Origin of the sequence: Brevundimonas sp. 357 (assembly GCF_003938605.1) — a bacterium.
Lineage (GTDB): Bacteria > Pseudomonadota > Alphaproteobacteria > Caulobacterales > Caulobacteraceae > Brevundimonas.
The window spans coordinates 103417-121054 of sequence record NZ_RHWX01000002.1 but is presented as its reverse complement, the minus strand read 5'-3'; the positions used below and the strand labels follow the sequence as shown (position 1 = coordinate 121054).

At 68.8% G+C, this 17638-nt stretch carries 22 protein-coding genes; 4 read left to right on the top strand and 18 right to left on the bottom strand.

Going from position 1 to position 17638, the window contains the following annotated elements; all coding sequences use genetic code 11:
* Nucleotides 1-243 precede the first annotated feature (243 nt).
* Entirely contained in the window at nucleotides 244-729 is a 486-nt protein-coding gene (locus tag EGK63_RS02305) for a superoxide dismutase family protein (RefSeq protein ID WP_243637549.1), read from the top strand.
* Nucleotides 730-734: 5 nt separating this feature from the next.
* On the opposite strand, the gene EGK63_RS02300 is transcribed toward EGK63_RS02305, so the two are convergent.
* Nucleotides 735-1691: a DMT family transporter gene (locus tag EGK63_RS02300; RefSeq protein ID WP_125899731.1), complete on the bottom strand. Its 957-nt coding sequence runs from the start codon at nucleotides 1689-1691 to the stop codon at nucleotides 735-737.
* A gap of 52 nt (nucleotides 1692-1743) precedes the next feature.
* Between EGK63_RS02300 and EGK63_RS02295 the strand changes: the two genes are divergently transcribed.
* Entirely contained in the window at nucleotides 1744-2310 is a 567-nt protein-coding gene (locus EGK63_RS02295; protein ID WP_125899730.1) for a nucleoside 2-deoxyribosyltransferase domain-containing protein, read from the top strand.
* A 64-nt stretch (nucleotides 2311-2374) separates the two neighbouring features.
* On the opposite strand, the gene ssb is transcribed toward EGK63_RS02295, so the two are convergent.
* The 9 genes from ssb to EGK63_RS02250 all read right to left on the bottom strand — a co-directional run bounded on the left by ssb (nucleotide 2375) and on the right by EGK63_RS02250 (nucleotide 10739).
* Nucleotides 2375-2872 carry a single-stranded DNA-binding protein gene (gene ssb / locus EGK63_RS02290; protein ID WP_125899729.1) on the bottom strand — a complete coding sequence of 166 codons (498 nt, stop codon included), beginning with the start codon at nucleotides 2870-2872 and terminating at the stop codon, nucleotides 2375-2377.
* A gap of 90 nt (nucleotides 2873-2962) precedes the next feature.
* Nucleotides 2963-3358 carry a hypothetical protein gene (locus tag EGK63_RS02285; protein WP_243637536.1) on the bottom strand — a complete coding sequence of 132 codons (396 nt, stop codon included), beginning with the start codon at nucleotides 3356-3358 and terminating at the stop codon, nucleotides 2963-2965.
* A gap of 26 nt (nucleotides 3359-3384) precedes the next feature.
* On the bottom strand, nucleotides 3385-4053 hold the full coding sequence (locus tag EGK63_RS02280; protein WP_125899727.1) for a hypothetical protein: 669 nt from the start codon (nucleotides 4051-4053) through the stop codon (nucleotides 3385-3387).
* Between the two features lie 79 nt (nucleotides 4054-4132).
* Nucleotides 4133-6850: a transcriptional regulator gene (locus tag EGK63_RS02275; RefSeq protein WP_125899726.1), complete on the bottom strand. Its 2718-nt coding sequence runs from the start codon at nucleotides 6848-6850 to the stop codon at nucleotides 4133-4135.
* 246 nt (nucleotides 6851-7096) lie between these two features.
* Complete coding sequence (locus tag EGK63_RS02270) at nucleotides 7097-8035, bottom strand: flagellin (RefSeq protein ID WP_125899725.1); 939 nt, start codon at nucleotides 8033-8035, stop codon at nucleotides 7097-7099.
* A gap of 137 nt (nucleotides 8036-8172) precedes the next feature.
* Nucleotides 8173-8454 (bottom strand): flagellar protein FlaG, encoded by a 282-nt coding sequence (locus EGK63_RS02265; protein ID WP_125899724.1) that lies wholly within the window; start codon nucleotides 8452-8454, stop codon nucleotides 8173-8175.
* A 90-nt stretch (nucleotides 8455-8544) separates the two neighbouring features.
* The gene (locus EGK63_RS02260; protein ID WP_087140798.1) at nucleotides 8545-9348 is read right to left on the bottom strand and encodes a flagellin; all 804 of its coding nucleotides are present in this window, start codon (nucleotides 9346-9348) and stop codon (nucleotides 8545-8547) included.
* Between the two features lie 111 nt (nucleotides 9349-9459).
* Entirely contained in the window at nucleotides 9460-10266 is an 807-nt protein-coding gene (locus tag EGK63_RS02255; protein ID WP_125899723.1) for a flagellin, read from the bottom strand.
* A 173-nt stretch (nucleotides 10267-10439) separates the two neighbouring features.
* Nucleotides 10440-10739: a hypothetical protein gene (locus EGK63_RS02250; protein ID WP_243637535.1), complete on the bottom strand. Its 300-nt coding sequence runs from the start codon at nucleotides 10737-10739 to the stop codon at nucleotides 10440-10442.
* On the opposite strand from EGK63_RS02250, the gene EGK63_RS16425 reads away from it, so the two are divergent.
* On the top strand, nucleotides 10738-11100 hold the full coding sequence (locus EGK63_RS16425) for a hypothetical protein (protein WP_165906509.1): 363 nt from the start codon (nucleotides 10738-10740) through the stop codon (nucleotides 11098-11100). The two genes, EGK63_RS02250 and EGK63_RS16425, sit on opposite strands and share 2 nt — an antisense overlap.
* Here EGK63_RS16425 and EGK63_RS02240 read toward each other — a convergent pair.
* Genes EGK63_RS02240 through EGK63_RS16875 form a run of 4 tightly spaced genes read right to left on the bottom strand, consistent with a single transcriptional unit; the run spans nucleotide 11091 to nucleotide 13426 of the window.
* Nucleotides 11091-11474 carry a M15 family metallopeptidase gene (locus EGK63_RS02240; RefSeq protein ID WP_125899720.1) on the bottom strand — a complete coding sequence of 128 codons (384 nt, stop codon included), beginning with the start codon at nucleotides 11472-11474 and terminating at the stop codon, nucleotides 11091-11093. The two genes, EGK63_RS16425 and EGK63_RS02240, sit on opposite strands and share 10 nt — an antisense overlap.
* Nucleotides 11471-11737 carry a hypothetical protein gene (locus EGK63_RS02235; RefSeq protein WP_125899719.1) on the bottom strand — a complete coding sequence of 89 codons (267 nt, stop codon included), beginning with the start codon at nucleotides 11735-11737 and terminating at the stop codon, nucleotides 11471-11473. Before EGK63_RS02235 ends, EGK63_RS02240 begins: the two co-directional genes overlap by 4 nt.
* Nucleotides 11734-11934, bottom strand: a complete 201-nt coding sequence (locus tag EGK63_RS02230; RefSeq protein WP_125899718.1) for a hypothetical protein — start codon at nucleotides 11932-11934, stop codon at nucleotides 11734-11736. Before EGK63_RS02230 ends, EGK63_RS02235 begins: the two co-directional genes overlap by 4 nt.
* 4 nt (nucleotides 11935-11938) lie before the next feature.
* The gene (locus tag EGK63_RS16875) at nucleotides 11939-13426 is read right to left on the bottom strand and encodes a DUF2793 domain-containing protein (RefSeq protein WP_125899717.1); all 1488 of its coding nucleotides are present in this window, start codon (nucleotides 13424-13426) and stop codon (nucleotides 11939-11941) included.
* Nucleotides 13427-13651: 225 nt separating this feature from the next.
* Between EGK63_RS16875 and EGK63_RS02220 the strand changes: the two genes are divergently transcribed.
* Nucleotides 13652-14599 (top strand): endonuclease/exonuclease/phosphatase family protein, encoded by a 948-nt coding sequence (locus tag EGK63_RS02220; RefSeq protein ID WP_125899716.1) that lies wholly within the window; start codon nucleotides 13652-13654, stop codon nucleotides 14597-14599.
* On the opposite strand, the gene EGK63_RS02215 is transcribed toward EGK63_RS02220, so the two are convergent.
* From EGK63_RS02215 to EGK63_RS02200, 4 genes are read right to left on the bottom strand one after another with little or no spacing between them, the layout of a single operon-like run.
* Nucleotides 14580-15788, bottom strand: coding sequence for a CCA tRNA nucleotidyltransferase (locus EGK63_RS02215; protein WP_125899715.1), 1209 nt, complete (start codon nucleotides 15786-15788; stop codon nucleotides 14580-14582). The two genes, EGK63_RS02220 and EGK63_RS02215, sit on opposite strands and share 20 nt — an antisense overlap.
* Complete coding sequence (locus tag EGK63_RS02210; RefSeq protein WP_125899714.1) at nucleotides 15785-16459, bottom strand: CoA pyrophosphatase; 675 nt, start codon at nucleotides 16457-16459, stop codon at nucleotides 15785-15787. The genes EGK63_RS02215 and EGK63_RS02210 overlap by 4 nt, the downstream gene beginning before the upstream one ends.
* The gene (locus EGK63_RS02205; protein WP_207896324.1) at nucleotides 16456-17016 is read right to left on the bottom strand and encodes a DUF1285 domain-containing protein; all 561 of its coding nucleotides are present in this window, start codon (nucleotides 17014-17016) and stop codon (nucleotides 16456-16458) included. The genes EGK63_RS02210 and EGK63_RS02205 overlap by 4 nt, the downstream gene beginning before the upstream one ends.
* Before the next feature lie 48 nt (nucleotides 17017-17064).
* Nucleotides 17065-17577 (bottom strand): GNAT family N-acetyltransferase, encoded by a 513-nt coding sequence (locus tag EGK63_RS02200; protein WP_125899713.1) that lies wholly within the window; start codon nucleotides 17575-17577, stop codon nucleotides 17065-17067.
* Nucleotides 17578-17638: the final 61 nt, after the last annotated feature.

The following is a 17638-nucleotide window of genomic DNA, read 5'->3' as shown; positions in this document are numbered from 1 at the left end:
CAGGCTTTAGATGGCCGGAATCGGAACGTGATCCGCTATTCAGGTTTCTATCATCAGGGGGCCGTGGTGGCAAAGAAACGCCGCTGAAATCCCCGCGTATAAAAGGACAGGAAATTCATGCGTTTGACCCCAGCCGCTTTCATCGCTCCCAGCGTTCTGGCGATCGCTCTCGCCGCCGGCGCCGCCTCGGCGCAGCAGCACGCGGGCCATGCAGGCCATACGCCGGATCAGCACGCCTCGCACATGGCCATGATGCGCGCCGCGCCGGGCCAGACCTCGCAGGTCGCCATCATCAACGGCCAGGGCACCGACATCGGCAAGGCCACCCTGACGCAGGGCTCGACCGGCGTGCTGATCAAGGTCGAGGCCACGGGCCTGACGCCCGGCTGGCACGGCATCCACATCCACGCCACGGGCCAGTGCGAGGCGCCCTTCACCTCGGCCGGCGCTCACATCAACCACGGCGATCCCAAGAAGCCCCACGGCCTGCTGAACGCTGAAGGCCCCGATGACGGCGACCTGCCCAACGTCTTCGCCGACGCCGCCGGCGCCGTGAACGCCGAGGTCTTCACCAGCCACGCCCGCCTGTCGCAGAACGGCCCCGGACAGTGGCTGCTAGACGCCGACGGCTCGGCCCTGGTGATCCACGCCAACGCCGACGACCACGCCAGCCAGCCGATCGGCGGCGCGGGCGACCGCGTGGCCTGCGCGGTCATCAAGGCGCAGTAAGCCGCCTAAACCTTGGCGGGAGCCCCGGCGCGCAAGCCGCGCTCCCCCAGGGCCACCGTCACCACGCCCGCCAGGGCGATCGCCACGCCGGTCAGGATCTGCGGCGTCAGCACATCGCCCATGAACAGGCCGCCGATCATGATCGACACCAGGGGCGAGCCCAGCAGATAGGGCGTCACCCGCCCGGCCTCGCGCCGCTGCACCAGCCAGAACATCAGACTGGTCGCGAACACGGACGAGATCACCCCCGCCCAGACCAGCGTGCCCCACACCAGCGGCGTCGCCGCCTTGGCCGCCTCCCACTGTCCCGTCTCGAACAGGGCCGAGCCGAGAGTCAGCGCCGGAAACGCCATCAGCGCCAGCAGACCCTGCATCTTCAGCGGCGGAATCGAGGTCGTGCGCCGCGCGATCACCGTCGTCAGCGCCCAGGCCGAGGCGCCCAGCGCCCCTGCCAGAATGGCCTTCCAGTCCTGCAAGGCGTGGGGGTCCAGCGTCATCCAGGCGACGCCCATGAAGGCGATCACCAGGCCGGCCGTCGCCATCCGCGAAATCCGCTCGCCCAGCAACAGGAAGGCGAACAGGGACGTCAGCGGAATCCACAGCTGGGTCGCCACCGTCACTGGGCTGACGTCATTGGCCAGCCAGAAGGCCAGGTAGATCAGGCCGTAGTGGATCGGCCCGCCCACCACGGCGATGATCAGCAGACTCTTCCAGTTCGGGAACGGCGGCCGCACGAACCAGACCAGGCAGGCCGCGGCGATGGCGAAGCGCAGCGCCCCCGTCATCAGCGGCGGCAGCACCTCGGTGGCGACCTTGGCGGCCGCGTTATTGACGCCCCAGATGACCAGAACGGCCACGATGGCGGCGATCTCGAGCGGCGTCAGCGCGTGCGGGGAGGAGGAGGAACTGGACACGCCCCCATGCTTGCCACAGGGCGCGACGATTGGCCTCTCACGAAGCATGACCGCAGGTTACCCTGCACAACCGCCCGCCCTGTCGGCTATAGAGGCCGCCATGAAGACCCCTGCCCTGCTGTCCGCCCTCGCCGTCGTGTCCGCCTGCATCGCCGCAGCGCCCGCAACCGCCGAGCCGACGCTCGTCGTCTCGCCCCAGCCCCTGCCGATCGACAATAGCCGTCCGCGCGTCTTCCTGGGCGGCAGCATCGACATGGGCGGCGCGCCCGACTGGCAGGCGGCGCTGACGCAAGCCCTGGGCGACATGGACGTCACGGTGCTGAATCCGCGCCGCCCCGACTGGAACCCCGCCTGGCGACCCGAGGCGGACGAGCCGGAGTTCCGCCGCCAGGTCGAGTGGGAGCTGGCCGCGCTGGAAAGCGCCGACGTCATCGTCATGTATTTCGCACCCGGCACGCAAAGCCCGATCAGCCTGCTGGAAATGGGCCTGCACGCGCGCGGCGGAAAGCTGATCGTGCTGGCCCCCGAGGGCTTCTGGCGCAAGGGCAACGTCGACATCACCGCCCGCGCCTATGGCGTGCGTCAGGTGCAGACCATGGACGAACTGACCGCCGCCGTCCGCCAGGCCCTGACCGAAGCCGCCGAGAAGGGCCGTTTCGCGCGCTGATCCTTCATTGAAAAAGGCCGCGCCCCCAGCAGAGGCGCGGCCTTCATGTTCCGCTGAACGAACCTTAAAACGGAATGTCGTCGTTCAGGTCGTAGCTTTCCTTCGGACCCGAGGGCTTGTTGGCGCCGCCGGTCGAGAAGCCCGAGGAATAGTCGTCGTCGCGACCGCCGCCGTAGCCGCCGCGATCACCGCCGCCGCCCTGGCTGTCGCTGCGGCCGCCCAGCATGGTCAGCTGGCCGTTGAAACGCTGGATGACGATCTCGGTCGAGTACTTCTCGACGCCCTGCTGATCGGTCCATTTGCGGGTCTGCAGCGCGCCTTCGACGTAAACGGTCGAGCCCTTCTTCAGATAGTTCTCGGCCACCTTGACGATGTTGTCGTTGAAGATGACGACCGAGTGCCACTCGGTCTTTTCCTTGCGCTCGCCCGTCGCCTTGTCGCGCCAGGTTTCCGAGGTGGCGATACGCAGGTTGGCGACGCGATCGCCGTTGTTCAGCGAGCGGATTTCCGGGTCGCGACCCAGGTTGCCGACCAGAATGACCTTGTTGACGCTGCCCGCCATGACCGATGTCCTTTATATATCGTTGCGTCGATCTCTAGCGGAGATCGACGAAATGTTCCAGTTTTGTTCACGCCGCGAAGGACGGCGAAATTAGTTCGGTGCGACGGCGATGGGGCGACCGTCCATCTGGCGTTGAATAGCGCCCGGAATAGCCAGCCGGCCGTCGCCAGTGCGCGCCAGAGCGAAGAAGCGAGGGCCGTCCAGGCTCTTGCCGAACTTGACGCCCGCGCGATCGATAAAGATGAACTGTCCCTGGTAAGCGCCCACCAATTCAGTCTTGCTCCCGCCCATACGCAGGAAGCGCAGACGCATCTCCTCAAGCCTCGCCGCGCAGAACTCAATCTGCGGCTGCTCGCGAGCGACTACATTGAAAAGCGCGCCGCCGTCGTCGGCGTCGCCCACATGGTAGCAGACGCCCTTGTCGGCCGGCGCCTCGACCTTCTGGGCGCAAGCGGAGAGACCCGCGCCGCCGAGCACGACGGCCATGGCCGCGATCGAAAACCGCGACATGCTCACAACTCCGGGAACTGACATTGGCGATCCTGCTGGGCCAGCGTGCGGAAGCGGTTGTTGTCCGTCGACTGCTCGACGCGACGCGGCACCAAGCGCAGGGTGGAGTCGCCCCAACGGCCATAACGCGCCTCACCTGGTGAAACGCAGGTACCGGAATAGAGGGCCTGCACGCAGGCGGCCAGGCTCATGTCGCCCGAAATCTGTCGCCATTCCGAGCCGGTGTGGCGCAGACAGGCCGAGCCTGACGACGCCGGCGCAGGGCGCGTGTCTTCAACCGTTCCAGGCTGACCGGCGGGAGCGAGCTCGACCATCGGGGCCGCAGGCAGTTCAGGCGGCGGAGCAAAGGACGCGGTTGGAGCGGCGACAAGGGAACCGGAGGCGTCCAGGCCGACATCCAGGGCGCTGGTGGCCACGCCGTTCTTCTGGGCGCAATCGGCCAGGGTGGCCAGGCCGACGAACTGTCCGTTGACGAAGCAACGCAGCTCGCGCGTCGGCTCCAGGGTCGGGGCTTCGGCGACATCAATGGTCAGTCCGCCCTTGGACGCCGGCGGCGCCTCGACAGGTCCGTCGCGCCCGCCGCTAAAGACCAGGGCGGCCGCCACCGCGCCGACGACGGCCAGGCCGGCGCCGACGATCAGGACCGTGCGATTGTCTTTGGAAAGGGCCATGCAGCTCTCAACGCTAACGAAGGCTCCACTAACCCCGTCCGCCCCACGGCCGTCAACCGAAAGCGCCGTTCACCCCGGCTTAGCCTGTGAGTCGCGCCAGTGCGGCCTGATAGTTGGCCAGTTGAGCCTGCAGATAGGCCGGCGCCTGTCCCGTGACCGGCGGCTTGGACGCTTCGGGCGACAGGGCGCGATAGGCGTCGCGCATGGCCTTGATCGCCAGTTGCACCTGATCCTTTGACTTGGCGATGGCCTCGGCGCTGGACAGATTGAGCAGCGGCGACAGGTCGACGCCGAAGGTCTTCTTCTTGTCGTCCGCCGACTTGCCGATGAAGCCGGGCGTCAGGCCCAGCCCCGCCAGGGCGTCGCGCCCCCCTTCGCCGGGGATCAGCACGGCTCCGGCCCGCCCGTCGGCGCTGGTGATCGACAGACGCTGGACGCCGCCGCTGGTCACGCGCGTGTCGCCGTCCATGCCCGTCAGATAGTCCCGGTCCGTCTTGATCGTAACCTTGAGATGACGGCCCGAGGCCAGTTCGATCTTGCGCGCCAGGGATTGCAGCGTGTCCTTGGCCTCGATGGTCACAGCCGTCTGTCGTCCGGTCGCGGGGTTCTGCACATAGAAGCGATCGCCGGCGCGCACGGCGGTGGCGTCCACCAGAGCCTTGGAATCGCTCTGGTCGATCTCGCCCTGCGGCAGCCCCAGGCGATCCAGAACGCTGGCGCCGCCGGACGAAACCGTCAGGGCCAGCGGCTTGGCCTGCCCCTCGGCCGCCGTCCAGGTCTGGCTCCATTCCACCTGGCCGGTCTGAGCGTCCAGTCGCGCCAGATAACCGCGCGTGGGATCATCCTTCTTGGCGCCGAGAGGGCGGTCCGAAACGCCGGTCAGCCAGACCTTGCCGTCATGCACCTTGACGTCGGCGGCCGTGTCGTCGCCCTCGCCGCCGTAATAGGTCAGCCGATCCGCGCCCGAGGCGGCCAGGTCCGTGGACAGGGTGGCGACGAAGGCGTCCTGCCCTCCCGCATGCGCGTTGACCGCCTGACCCGCATTGAGGGCGCCGTTGCCCGTCGCGCCCGACACGATCAGCCGCCCGTCCGCCACCGCCAGACCGGCGATCTCGCCGCCCGAGGACGCGCCCAGGTCGCGCACGCTCAAGAGTTCAGGCGCGCCCGTCGGGCCGACGCGGAAGTGACGCAGCACGAAGGCGCCGTTCTCGACGCCCGCCGTATAGAGATTGTCGCCGTCGATGGTCATGGCCTGGACGTTGTCGTCCCCCGCCGTGCCGAACTGGGCCGCGCCGGTCGCCGTCGCCTTGATCGGCGCCAGGCTGTGTATCTGGCTTTCGCTGAAGGCCTGGACATAGCCGTCCCAGCCGCCGACGGCCGAGGTTCCCGGCATGGCCGACTTGGCGCGCCCCGCCACATAGACCCGACCGTCCGCGCCGAAGGAAACCGCCGTCGCCTCGTCTTCGGCCCTGGCGCCGCGCCTCTGGGTCCACTGTTCGCGGCCCTCGGCGTCGAAGACGGTGACGAAGCTGTCCGCCGTCGTGGCCGAGACTCCGGCCTCGCCAGGAACCAAGGCGCCGACCACTGAGCCGGCCACCGCCACCCGTCCGTCCGCATCCACGGCGATGGCGTAGCCGCTGGCCTTAGAGGCCGCGCCCAGAGCCCGGCTGACCACCACATTGCCCGCCGAATCCAGCTTCATCAGAACGACGTCGGCCTGGCCCTTGATCGGCTGCGTCGAGGAGCCGGCGTTGACGTCGGCCACGATCCACATGGAGCCGTCGGGCCCCGCGGCGCTGGCGCGCACCGTCTCGACGCCGTCCGGCAGGTTGGAGACGCCGCTGCGGCCCTCGACCCAGAAACTCTCGCCGCCCGCGCCGGCGACCGGATTGCCGTCCGGGTCGAACTTCAGCACTTCGTGACCGCCCTTGGTCCCGACGCCCTGCACCACCTGGATCGAATCGCGCGCCTCTACGGGAACGAAGCTGATCGTCTCCGCCGAAGTTCCGCTGACCGTCAGCCCCCAGCGCGTCGGCCCGGCCGGCAGGGTGATGGTCTTGTCGCCCGCCTTCACGGTTCGCGGCTCGGCCTCGATCATCTGGCGGTGGATGCGGGTCTGCACGCCCGCCGCTTCCAGCTTGCCGTTGATGTGCTCCAGCACCGCATCCATGGTGCGCGGCGTCGCCCCCATCTCGGCCAGGTCGATGTTGACCGTCTGGGTTCCCGTCAGGGTCTTCACCGTGACGCCGAAGCGCACGTCGCCCTGAAAGGCGGCGACCGGATCGGTCAGGGCGCCGTCATGGATCGGGCCGGTCAGATATTTGGAATTGTCGCGCGCGACGGCCGCCGTGGACTGGCTCTGCGAGGCCGAAACGCCCTGTACGATACGCACGCCGTCGAACTGAGCCGAGGCCAGGAAGTCCGTCATCTCGGCCACGCCCGAGGCGAAACGGCGCGACAACTGGTCGGCCTCCAGCCTGCCCACGCCCCGCTCGCCCGCCCGCGTCGTCAGGGCTTCCAGCATGGTCAGCCCCTGATACATGGCGAATATCTTGCGATAGTCGCCGGACGAGGCCCCTTTGACATCAAGGACCGCATTCTCTTCGTTGACGAGTTTGCGCCCGCTCAGCGCCGAACGCAGCAGGTCCGACTGGCTCGGCTTTTCCTTGGGAGTCAGGGTCCAGGGCGCGGTCGGCTGAGTCTTGGGCTTTGGCGCAGGCGCAGCCGAAGGTAGGCCGCCGAGACCCGTCCCCGCGCCGAAAAGACCGAGCAGATAGCCGTTGTTGATCGCCGCCACGCAAACCTCCGACCGTCAGCATCGCTCACTGCGGTAACGAACTGTTTAACCGTCGCCAGGAACCGGCGCCCGACGGCGTCGTTTTCGCCTCGCCACAGCCGAGGTGAGACCACCCATGTCACGCGTGCGCTGGATATTGATGAGGCTGATGAGCCTCTATGGCCTGATCCCCCGACCGACCCGCCGTCGGCCGCCTCCCCTGTCGCTAGGACACGGCGCGCACCGGCGGCTGGGCTAGGGCCGCGATCAGCCCTTGAACAGCGACAGGATGATCTGCGGCGCCTGGTTGGCGATCGACAGCGCCTGAGCGCCCAGTTGCTGCTGAACCTGCAGGGCCTGCAGTCGCGCGCTTTCACGGGCCATGTCCGCATCGACCAGGTTGCCAACGCCGACCTCCAGCGAGTCCATCAGCTTGGTGACGAACTGAGTGTGCTTCTCGATCTGCTTGGACTGGGCGCCCAGTTCGGCCAGCCTGGAGTTGGCCGTCGCCAGCGCGGTCTCGACGGCGGCCAGCACCTCTGTCGCATTCGCTTCCGTCAGCAGGCTGGGCGCAGCCGTTCCGGGCACCGCCGCCACGTCATCCGCATTGCCCGGAATTCCATCCGGACCGGCGTTGCCGGGGGTGCCGCCGAAAACGTTATTCAGGCCAAGCCCCTCCAGCGTCATGTCCTGACGGTTCATGGTGATCGTCTCGGACGCATCCGCATTGGCCAGGAAATTCAACGGCGTCAGCGGGTTCGGTGTCGGCGTCACGCCCGGAACCTTGCCGTTCAGAATATTCTCGCCGTCGAAAGCGGCGTTGTCCGCGAACGACTGCAACGACTTCAGCAGCGACTGGAACTCGTCGTTGTAGGCCTTGCGGGTCGCATCGGAAGCCGACGGATCAGCCGCCGCCGTGGCCTTCTGGCGCAGCTCCACCAGAATGTCGGAGATCTGCTGACCGGCCGCCAGGGCGACATCGGCGATGGAGGTGGCGCGGTTCAGGCTGGTCTTGACCGATTCCAGCGCATTCATGTCGGCGCGCTGGTTCTGGGCGACGGCCCAGGTGGCGGCGTTGTCGCGCGCGCCCTGCACCTTCAGGCCCGTGTTCACCCGGCTCTGGGTCGCCGCCAGCTTGGAGTTGGTGGCGTTCAGGTTCTGAAGCGCGACAAGCGCCGACGCATTGGTGATTACGCTGTTGCTCATGGCTGTTCTCGCCTCAGTCCGATTCTGGCGAGCATTAGTGACGCTGATTCCTGAGCGTATGGTTAACGCCATCGCAACGCCTGTTAACGCCGCCCGGCCATGCCGAGGGGCGCTTCATAGTTCGGACGAGCGGCTGGTCAGGCCTCGGTCTTGATGATCTTCCCGACGTCGTAGGCCGGGCTCTGGCGCAGTTTCAGCACTTCCTCGCGCGGGAACTGGCGGATCACCTCCCCGGTCACGCGGTCCAGGGTCTTGTAGACATAGCCCGTCGACTCGCGCTCGATCGTCAGTCGGTAACGGCCCGCGTCATCGGCTGCGTCCTGAGACGCCTGAACAGCGGGTTTCGGCTCGACCACGACACCCTGCGGCTCGCGGTCCAGATAGGTTACGCTGGAAACTCCTGCGACATTGTCAGCCATATCCCTCTGCGCGGACCTGCCGCGCCTCCCGTCTCAACGATGCGAGAAAGGGGCGAACCAGCGGCCCGCCCCTTCCTTAACCGCGTCGGATTAGCGGAACAGGCCCAGCAGGATCGAGCTGGACTGGTTCGCGATCGACAGCGCCTGCACGCCCAGCTGCTGCTTGGTCTGCAGAGCCGTCAGGCGGGCGCTTTCCTTGGCCAGGTCGGCGTCCACCAGGTTGCCGATGCCGACTTCAAGCGAGTCCTGCATCTTGCTGACGAAGGTCAGCTGACGATCCATGGACTTCGACTTGGTGCCCAGGTCGCCCAGCACGGCGGTGAAGGCCGTGATGGCGCCTTCGACCGCAGCGGTCGTGGCGGTGGCCACGGTCGCCGCGCCGCCGGCGGTGGCGACGGCGGTATCCGCCGCCGCGATCGCCTTCACGGTGAAGGTGTCGGCCGCGCCAGTGCCGGTGCGGACGTCGACAGCCGCAGCGTTGGCCTTGAACAGGTTCACGCCGTCGAAGCTCGCGCCGCCCAGGGCCTTGGTGATTTCATTGCCCAGGGCGTTGAAGTCGGCCAGGTAAGCCGTCTGTGCCGCGCCGGTCGACGAAGCGATGGCGACCGCCAGGCCCTTCTGTTCTTCCAGAGCCTTGGTGACGATCTCGCCGGCGGCCAGGGCGACATCGACGATCGACTGACCGCGCTGGATCGACTGCTTCACCGAGTCCAGAGCGCCCATTTCGGCGCGCTGCGACGTGGCGATGGCGAAGATGGCGCCGTTGTCCTTGGCCGTGGAGACCTTCAGGCCGGTGTTGACGCGGTTCTGCGTGACGTTGAGGTCGCGGTTCGTCGCGTTCAGGTTTTGCAGGGCGATGAGGGCGCCCGCATTGGTGTTGATGCTGTTAGCCATTTTGGCTGTCCTTTGTCTTCAGACGATGGCCGACGCCGTTTTGGCGTCGGTGAGCATTCTGCTCGGTAGCGAGAGGTGGTCAGGCGGCGGCCTCAACCGCCGCCTTCAGTGTTAACGGAACAGGCCCAGCAGGATCGAGCTGGACTGGTTCGCGATCGACAGCGCCTGCACGCCCAGCTGCTGCTTGGTCTGCAGAGCCGTCAGGCGAGCGCTTTCCTTGGCCAGGTCGGCGTCGACCAGGTTGCCGATGCCGACTTCCAGCGAGTCCTGCATCTTGCTGACGAAGGTCAGTTGACGCTCCATCGACTTCGACTGGGTGCCCAGCTTGCCGAGTTCGGCGGTGAAGCCGCTGATGGCGGTGTCGACGGCCGTGATCGCAGCCTGAGCGGCCGTGGCGTCCGCCGGAGCCGACAGGGTAGCCGTGGTGGCGACCGTGATCGCCGCGCCCGTGCCGATGTTCTGGGTCGCGCCCGAGGTGCTGGTCAGAACCGACTGCTGCGTGGTGTTGGAGAACAGGTTCACGCCGTCGAAGGTCGCGCCGGCCAGGGCCTTGGTGATTTCACCGCCCAGGGCGTTGTAGTCAGCCAAGTAAGCCGTTTGAGCCGCGCCGGTCGACGAAGCGATGGCGACCGCCAGGCTCTTCTGTTCTTCCAGGGCCTTGGTGATGGTCTCGCCGGCGGCCAGGGCCACGTCGACGATCGACTGACCGCGCTGGATCGATTGCTTCACCGAATCCAGAGCGCCCATTTCGGCGCGCTGTGCGGTGGCGATGGCGAAGATGGCGCCGTTGTCCTTGGCCGTGGAGACCTTCAGACCCGTGTTCACGCGGTTTTGCGCGACGTTCAGGTCACGATTCGTCGCGTTCAGGTTTTGCAGGGCGATGAGAGCGCCAGCATTGGTGTTGATGCTGTTAGCCATTTTGGCTGTCCTTTGTCTTCAGACGATGTCCGACGCCGTTTTGGCTGCCGGGAGCATTCTGCTCGGACGCCTACGCAGCAAGGCGCGGGCCAGACCGCACCAACGCCTAGCTTCATGTATCTTATTGAAAACAAACAGTCTCGACCCGCGAGACACTCGGCACTTCCTTCCCTTCAGCACCGATGGGCGGCATTTTTTACCGAGTTAACAGGCATTTTTTGCCGCCCCACGCACTTCAACCAGGCGTCGATAAGGGCGCGTTCGTCCCTCAGCGTTTCCACCGCCAGCTGTCGCGCCGCGTCGCAGGCCGCGATCTGAGCGCCGCGCCGGACATAGGCGGCCTCCAGATCAGCCGCCGTCGCCTGGGGCGGCAACCGCGCCAGGCCGCACCGCGCCTCGGCTTCCGGCGGCAGCATCAGCCGAGGCGGCGCAACCGCCGAGACGGGGCGAGAGACGGCACAGCTCGCGGTCATGATCATCAAGACGCCGAGCGACAGCGTCATCCAGGGGTGTGTCGGCGTCATCGGCGCTCCTCGCCTTCTGTTCGGCCGTGATCGTCGCGCGATCGACAGCCCGGCTCTGTTGGTGAAAATCGCGGAGGCGATCGGTCTGACGCCCCCGCCCTTCCGCTTCGATCGTGCGGGCGGCCGCGTCCTGTTCGGCCCGGTCGACGCGGCGCTCCGTCTCGGCATGACGCCGGGCCTGCAGACCGAGCGGATCCCAACTCAGCCCCGCCCCCTTGCCGATCAGCAACATCAGGCCCAGCGCCAGAGCCGCCACGACCAGCCGCCCCAGAGGCGTCAGCACGCGCAGAAATCGCGCGCTCATGGATAGGCCCCCCGATCCAGCTCGAAATGCGGTCCGTCGCGCAGGCGCGGCCAGTCGCCGCCCCAGATCAGAGCCACATCCCGATCCTTCGCCGCCGCCTTGAACGCCTCGGCGATACGAGGATACAGCGGCCAGTCCCAGCGCACGTCGCCGTCGACCCAGGCGACGACATCGACCGCGTGCCCGGTCAGGTGGCGCGAGTTCAGCGTCCGGCTGGCCCCCGCGCGGACCAGTTCCGCCTGGCGCGCGGGCGTGCGCAGTCCTTCCGTGATCATGAAGTCCACCGGCGTCAGGCGGATCGCCGCCTCGACCACGGCGACCAGATCGGGATGAACGCCCTTCAACCGCTCGCGCGAGCGTTGCGACAGACGGAAGCTCATGGCTTCCCGCCCGCGCGCAGCCGCGCCAGATTGACGATCTGCTGGGCGCTGGGCGCCACCAGATAAAGCAGCAGCATCAGGGCGATCAGCCCCATCAGCCCCTCGGCGATGCGCGGCATGTCCGCAGCCTCGGCCCGATTCACGGCCAGGCGCAACAGCAGCCACAGCGCCAGACTGGCGCCATAGACATAGAGGCGGCGCCACAGCCAGCGGCCCTCGGCCATTTCAGCGGGGGCGGGCTTGTCGAGATGTTCTGACATCATTGCTCATCCTCTGGATCATGCGGACGGACCGGTCCTCGCCAGTCGGCGCCCAGGTGGTCGAAACAGTCGTCGGCGCTGAGGCGGTCAGGCGCGGACCAGATCTCCTGGTCCGGCAGTTCCGGTAGTGCCGACAGAGCGGACGCGGCGTCTTCCCAAGGCTCCACGGCCTCAAAGATGCGGTGCAGGCGTCGTGTCATCGGATCACCCGATCACCGTCAGCAGGACTACGCCGGCCGCGCCCGCCCCGCCGACGCCCGCCACGGTGACGCCGGCCCCGCCGCCGCCGCCGCCTGCGCCATAGAGACCGCCGTCGCCGCCCGCGCTTCCCGCGCCAGAGGCCTGCGCGCCGCCGCCGGAGCCGCCGCCGCCCGCCCAGTGCAGGTCGCCGACAGGCGCGCCCTGTCCCGCCGCGCCGACGCCTGAGCCGGCCGCGCCGCCAAGCGCCTTCACGGACAGACTGCCGCCATCACCGCCCGCTCCCCCGGACTGGGCGACGTTAGCCGCGCTGAGCCCGCCCCCGGCCCCGCCGCCGCCCGCGCCGTCAGGGCGGGCGCCCGACTGTCCGCCGCCGCCCGCAAGCGTGGCGGCGGATGCGCCGCCCGCGTTTGATGGAGGCAGGCCCCCGCCGCCCGCCCCGCCGAGCCCGGACGCCGCAGAGCCCCCCGCCCCGCCCCGCCCGCCCTCGCCGGTCAGCAACGTCACGCCGCCCAGGGCGATGCGGCTGTCCGCGCCCGACGCGCCCGCTGCGCCCGAGTCGGGACCGCCGCCGCCGCCCGCGCCGACGACGACCGTCAGCCCGACGCCGAGGGCCTCGGCGGGCCAAAGGGCGCTCATCACGCCGCCCGCGCCGCCACCTCCGCCGCCGTGGCGGACGGTTCCCGCCGCACCGGCCAGACCGGCGCCGCCGCCGCCTCCTCCGCCGACGCAGACCGCCTCGACCCACCGCGCCCATTCAGGCGGGGACCAGGCGCCGCCCGTCGTCAGGGTCGTCGTCTCGCGCCGCGTCGCGCCTTTGGCGAACCAGGCCCGGCCCGTGTGACGATCGGCCATCAGCACCTCGCGCCAGGCGCCGCCGTCGGGGCTGACCTTCAGCCGCAGGTCGTCGTCCCCGACCAGACCCAGCTCGGCCCGCCCGCCCCAGCCGCTCTGGAACAGCAGGGAAAGGACGTCGCCCGCCGTCTGCTTGTTGAAGGTGAAGCGCAGATCGCCGTCGCCGCCGCTCTCGCTTTCCAGCGCGGTCCACAGCGCCTTGTTGGCCCGCACGGCGACGACGTTCGTCGCATCCGCCGTGGTGTTCACGCCCAGACGGGTGATCTGCTGGATCTCCTGCGGCAGGCCGAAGGACAGGGGCGTCCAGACGCCTTCGCGCCGGACCAATATCTCCTCGCTGTCCAGCACCACGGCCAGCAGACCGTCCGGCGCCGGAACCGGCAGCCAGCCGCCCCGCTCATGCCGCAGCAGACGGCCCGCCGGATGCGTCGCCCAGTCCGCGCCTGTCGCCGCTTCCGGCAGGATGTAGAGCGCGCCCTCGACCGGATCGGCGGGCTGATCGCTGACCGTGCGGCTGACCACCGCCGTCTGGATCAGGGCGTCCAGACGGGTCAGGGCCTCGTTCAGGGTCACGTGTTTCTGCAGCTGTCCGGCCGCCAAATAAGGCAGGCCGAGCCGCGCGCTGGCGTCATCGCTCATGGCGGTCTCCAAAGGTTGAGATCGCAGTCTGCTCAGGCGCCGAACCCCGGCGCGCCGATCCGCTCCAAACAGCGCCAAAGCCGGGAATTTTCTGGGATTGGCCGCGTCGGACGCGCTATCGACACGCGCCCCGCCCGCGCATTTGGACGCATGACGCCCCGCTCGACAGGCCCGGCGCCGACGCGCTAACCGGAGCGCCCACACGCTCTCTTCAAAGGTCGCTGCATGACCCTGACCCAGGCCCTGATGAGGCTGGCCGCCCTGGTCCTGCTGGCGCCGCCCGGCCTCGTCGCCGTCTCGGCGCTCAGCCGCATCGGCCACCGCCTGCCCGACCTGCTGACCCAGTTCACAGCGCCCGCCCTGGTTGCGACCGTCGTGCTGTGCGGCCTCTTCCTGCTGCTTCGCCTGTGGGACATGGCGGCGCTGGGCGCAGGCGTGGCGGGACTGCTGCTTCTGGCCGTCTGGCCGCAGTGGACGCCGGATCGGGGCCGCGCGGCCGAGCCGGACACCCTGAGCGTCTATTCCGCCAATCTATGGGCGAGAAACGAAGACGTGGCGGCCATCGCCCGCTCCATCGAACAGGCCGACGCCGATGTCGTCATGCTGATCGAACTGGGCGACGCCCCCGCCGCGCAACTGGACGCCATCCTGGCCGCCTATCCACACCGGGTCAGCACGCCGCGCAAGGACCGGCCCAGCGGCGCCGCGCGCTCAGTGATCGCCTCGCGTCTGCCCCTACGCCGTGTGCGCGACGCCGACGGTCAGGGGCTGGCCGCCCTGGTCGCCCAGGCCGAGACGCCACTGGGACCGATCAGCCTGATCGCCGTCCACATGACGCGCCCCTGGCCTTTCCAGCATCCCTATGGCCAGATCAGTCAGGCGCAGCGGCTGGCCGGACTGCGCGCCGGGCTGGAAGGCCCGGTCGTCGTGGCGGGCGATTTCAATACCGTCTCCAGCGGCCGCATCGGTCGTCAGATCAAGGCCCAAACCGGCCTGATCCCCGCTCCCGCCCGGCCGGGCACCTGGCCTTCGGCCCTGCCCGCCTTCCTCGGCATCACCATCGACCACGTCTGGCGCTCGCCCGATCTGGCGTTGGTCGAACGGCGGCTGGGCCAGAAGACGGGCTCGGACCACCGCCCGGTGATCGTGCGCCTCAGTCGGGCCGAGCCATAAGGGCCTTCAGCCGCGCCTCATGTCCGTGGTCGGGGAAATCATCAGCGATCCAGCTCTCTTCAAAGGCCTTCAGCAGCCGCCCCGTCTGCGGCCCCGGCGCCAGGCCCAGTCGCGCCAGATCCTTGCCCCCCACCGGCAGCTTCGGCGGCGTCCAGTCCGCCGCCAGCGCCAGCAGACGTCGCACCGCTCCGGAGTCCGCGCCCTTGGCCCAGGCGCGATAAAGCCGATCCTCCACCGCCTGACGCCCGGCGCGCCAGAGGACGGCGCGCGCCTCGACTTCGCTCATTTCCGGGTCAATGCGTTCGGCGACCGCCTCGACCAGTCGGTCCCGCTGGGCGTTCGACAGCCGCAGCTTCAGCGCCGCTGCGCGCACGGCCTCCGCGTCATCCGGCAACAGGGCCGACAGACGCAGAACCGGGTTCGCGCTGATTCCGGCCATCGCCTCGAACAGCGCCAGACTCTCGGGCTGCGGCGCCAACCGCCCCAGCACGCCCGCCTGATCCATCAGCCGCACCGCCGCGCGCGGGTCGGGCGCGGCCAGCAGCTTTAGAAGCTCCTTCGACACCCGCTCGGCCGACAGCTGCTCTACGCCCTTAGCCAGGGCCGCGCAGGCCGCCACGGCCGCCGCATCCGGCGCGCCGCGTCCATACCAGGCGAAGAAGCGATAGAAGCGCAGGATGCGCAGATAGTCCTCACGGATGCGCTGCTCCGGCTCGCCGACGAAGACGATCCGCCCGGCCAGAGCATCCTCATACCCCGCGCCCGTGGGGTCCAGGATCACGCCCTGCGCATCGGCATAAAGGGCGTTCAGGCGGAAATCCCGTCGCGCCGCATCCTCGGCCCAGTCGTCGGTGAAGGCGACCGTGGCGCGGCGACCGTCGGTCGAGATGTCCCGGCGCAGGGTGGTGATCTCGAACGGCTGGCGCTCCGATATGGCCGTCACCGTGCCGTGCTCCATGCCGGTCGGCACGCTCTTCAGGCCCGCCGCCTTCAGCGCCCTGACCACCGCCTCGGGCGTCAGCACGGTGGCGATGTCCACGTCGTCGATCGGCGCGCCCAGCACGGCGTTGCGCACGCAGCCGCCGACGAAGCGGGCGCAGTCCGCCCCGCCCGCCGCCGCCAGCGCCGCCATCACCGCGCGGGTAGCGCTCGCGGTCAGCCAGTCCTGGCCCTCAAGGACACGGCTCATTCGACGCTCTCGGTCGCATCGGCCTCGGCGGCCTGATGCGGCGCAGCCTCTTCGCCATAGAGCCGGTTGAACAGCCCCTTCAGAATACCCGCCGTCGCGCCCCAGATGTAGCGCTCGCGATAGGGCATGGCCCAGAACCAACGGCGCGGCCCGTTCTCCTGATCGTAATAGTCGCGTCGATGGTTCACCGGGTCCATCAGGAAGTCCCACGGCGCCTCGAACACCTCGGCCACCTCGGCGGGCGAGGCGGTGACGACCGGCGGCGCCGTCAGCCAGCCAACCACCGGCGTCACCAGAAAGCCGGTGCCCGTCTCATAGGGATCGCCCAGCCCCAGAGGTTCAACCACGGCGGGGTCCAGCGCGATCTCCTCCCACGCTTCGCGCAGGGCCGCGTCCAGCGCCGTCTCGCCTGCATCGAGCCGTCCGCCCGCAAAGGCGATCTGCCCCGTATGGCTGGCCAGACTGTCGGATCGGCGCGTCAGCAGCACGCTGGGACCATCGTCACGCTCGATGATGGGGATCAGCACCGCCGCGGGCCTCAGCTTGACCTTCGGGCGGCTGAAATCGGGGTTAAGGTCATAGTCGGACCGCACCGCCACACGCTCGGGCGACCAGTCGGACACCGGGTCCAGCCGCGCCTGAAGACGCGCCTTCAAGCTGTTGCATGTCACAGGCCCGCCCCTTCCGGCCCCAGCGGAAACGTCATCCCGCCCGACCGCACGGCCAAGCGCCCGTCCGCCTCCTGCGCCCGTTCGACCAGTTCATAGAAGACCGGCCGCGCGATCCGCGCCCACAGGTCGCCCCGCACATGGACACGCGGCGCAGGCTCGCCGGTCGTCGCGTCCGTCTCGACGACGATGGCGTGTTCGGGACCAACGGCGGCCTCGTCGCCCTGATCCGTGGTGAAGACCAGGGCGTCGTCTTCTTCGCGCACCGCCACAGCGCGGAACGGCAGGTCTTCGACCGCGATCTTCAGCTTCTCGACCGGCGTGACCAGATGATAGCCGTCCGGGTCATTCCTCAGCACCGTCGAGAACAACCGCACCAGTTCAGCCCGACCGATGGGCGAGCCCTCATGCATCCACACGCCGTCGGCGCGGATCAGGATGTCGATCTCGCCGCAATGCTCAGGATGCCACAGATGCACCGGCGGCAGGCCACGCCCCGGCGCCTGTCGCGCAGCCTCGGCCACGCCTGTCAGACCCGAGGATGTCGGTGGGTTCGTCATATCCGAACTATGGGATGCGTCGCCTCGCAAAGGAAGGCTGCGCCCGGCTCAGGCGTCGGGGCGAACCGCTCCGACCGGCGCCGCTGCGGTGAAGGGCAGCCACATCACTCGCCGCTGATCCACCGGCCCCGGCAGCACGGCGTCGGGCGCAGGCGTGAATCCGAAACGCGAGAAATAAGGCGGATCACCGACCAGCAGGACGCCGTCCAGCCCCAGCGCCTTCGCCTCCTCGATACAGGCCCGCACCAGTTCGCCGCCCAGCCCGGAGCTGCGGCTGGCCTTGTCCACGGCGATGGGCCCCAGGAAGACCGAACGCGCCTCGCCCGTCAGGATCGACCACAGCCGCACCGAGCCGATCAGTCGACCGCCTTCATACAGGCAGAACCCCGCCGCCAGCGGCGCGCGCTCGCGCAGACGCTCGGCCGTCTTGGCGAAACGGCCGGGACCGAAGGCGGCGATGACCAGGGCGTCGACAGCGGCCGCATCAGCCGTCGTCTCACGCGTGATCGCCCCCGCGATCTGCGGGTCGTTTTCAGGGGCGGAGGCAGGCGCGGCGTTCATGCGCGGCCCCTAGTACCCCGCGCCCCTCGAATCAATCGCGATTTTCGGCGAAATGGCGGGA

What these genes read in the sequence shown, in the direction of transcription:
- EGK63_RS02270 (WP_125899725.1), bottom strand. Translation starts at nt 8,035, where the DNA reads ATGAGCAACAGCGTAATCACCAATGCGTCGGCGCTTGTCGCGCTTCAG.
- EGK63_RS02215 (WP_125899715.1), bottom strand. Translation starts at nt 15,788, where the DNA reads ATGAGCCGTGTCCTTGAGGGCCAGGACTGGCTGACCGCGAGCGCTACC.
- EGK63_RS02295 (WP_125899730.1), top strand. Translation starts at nt 1,744, where the DNA reads ATGAAGACCCCTGCCCTGCTGTCCGCCCTCGCCGTCGTGTCCGCCTGC.
- EGK63_RS02235 (WP_125899719.1), bottom strand. Translation starts at nt 11,737, where the DNA reads ATGATGTCAGAACATCTCGACAAGCCCGCCCCCGCTGAAATGGCCGAG.
- EGK63_RS02200 (WP_125899713.1), bottom strand. Translation starts at nt 17,577, where the DNA reads ATGAACGCCGCGCCTGCCTCCGCCCCTGAAAACGACCCGCAGATCGCG.
- EGK63_RS16875 (WP_125899717.1), bottom strand. Translation starts at nt 13,426, where the DNA reads ATGAGCGATGACGCCAGCGCGCGGCTCGGCCTGCCTTATTTGGCGGCC.
- EGK63_RS02305 (WP_243637549.1), top strand. Translation starts at nt 244, where the DNA reads ATGGCCATGATGCGCGCCGCGCCGGGCCAGACCTCGCAGGTCGCCATC.
- EGK63_RS02255 (WP_125899723.1), bottom strand. Translation starts at nt 10,266, where the DNA reads ATGGCTAACAGCATCAACACCAATGCTGGCGCTCTCATCGCCCTGCAA.
- EGK63_RS16425 (WP_165906509.1), top strand. Translation starts at nt 10,738, where the DNA reads ATGATCATCAAGACGCCGAGCGACAGCGTCATCCAGGGGTGTGTCGGC.
- EGK63_RS02205 (WP_207896324.1), bottom strand. Translation starts at nt 17,016, where the DNA reads ATGACGAACCCACCGACATCCTCGGGTCTGACAGGCGTGGCCGAGGCT.
- EGK63_RS02285 (WP_243637536.1), bottom strand. Translation starts at nt 3,358, where the DNA reads ATGGCCGTCGTGCTCGGCGGCGCGGGTCTCTCCGCTTGCGCCCAGAAG.
- EGK63_RS02265 (WP_125899724.1), bottom strand. Translation starts at nt 8,454, where the DNA reads ATGGCTGACAATGTCGCAGGAGTTTCCAGCGTAACCTATCTGGACCGC.
- EGK63_RS02250 (WP_243637535.1), bottom strand. Translation starts at nt 10,739, where the DNA reads ATGACCGCGAGCTGTGCCGTCTCTCGCCCCGTCTCGGCGGTTGCGCCG.
- EGK63_RS02260 (WP_087140798.1), bottom strand. Translation starts at nt 9,348, where the DNA reads ATGGCTAACAGCATCAACACCAATGCGGGCGCCCTCATCGCCCTGCAA.
- EGK63_RS02280 (WP_125899727.1), bottom strand. Translation starts at nt 4,053, where the DNA reads ATGGCCCTTTCCAAAGACAATCGCACGGTCCTGATCGTCGGCGCCGGC.
- EGK63_RS02240 (WP_125899720.1), bottom strand. Translation starts at nt 11,474, where the DNA reads ATGAGCTTCCGTCTGTCGCAACGCTCGCGCGAGCGGTTGAAGGGCGTT.
- EGK63_RS02300 (WP_125899731.1), bottom strand. Translation starts at nt 1,691, where the DNA reads ATGCTTCGTGAGAGGCCAATCGTCGCGCCCTGTGGCAAGCATGGGGGC.
- EGK63_RS02220 (WP_125899716.1), top strand. Translation starts at nt 13,652, where the DNA reads ATGACCCTGACCCAGGCCCTGATGAGGCTGGCCGCCCTGGTCCTGCTG.
- ssb (WP_125899729.1), bottom strand. Translation starts at nt 2,872, where the DNA reads ATGGCGGGCAGCGTCAACAAGGTCATTCTGGTCGGCAACCTGGGTCGC.
- EGK63_RS02230 (WP_125899718.1), bottom strand. Translation starts at nt 11,934, where the DNA reads ATGACACGACGCCTGCACCGCATCTTTGAGGCCGTGGAGCCTTGGGAA.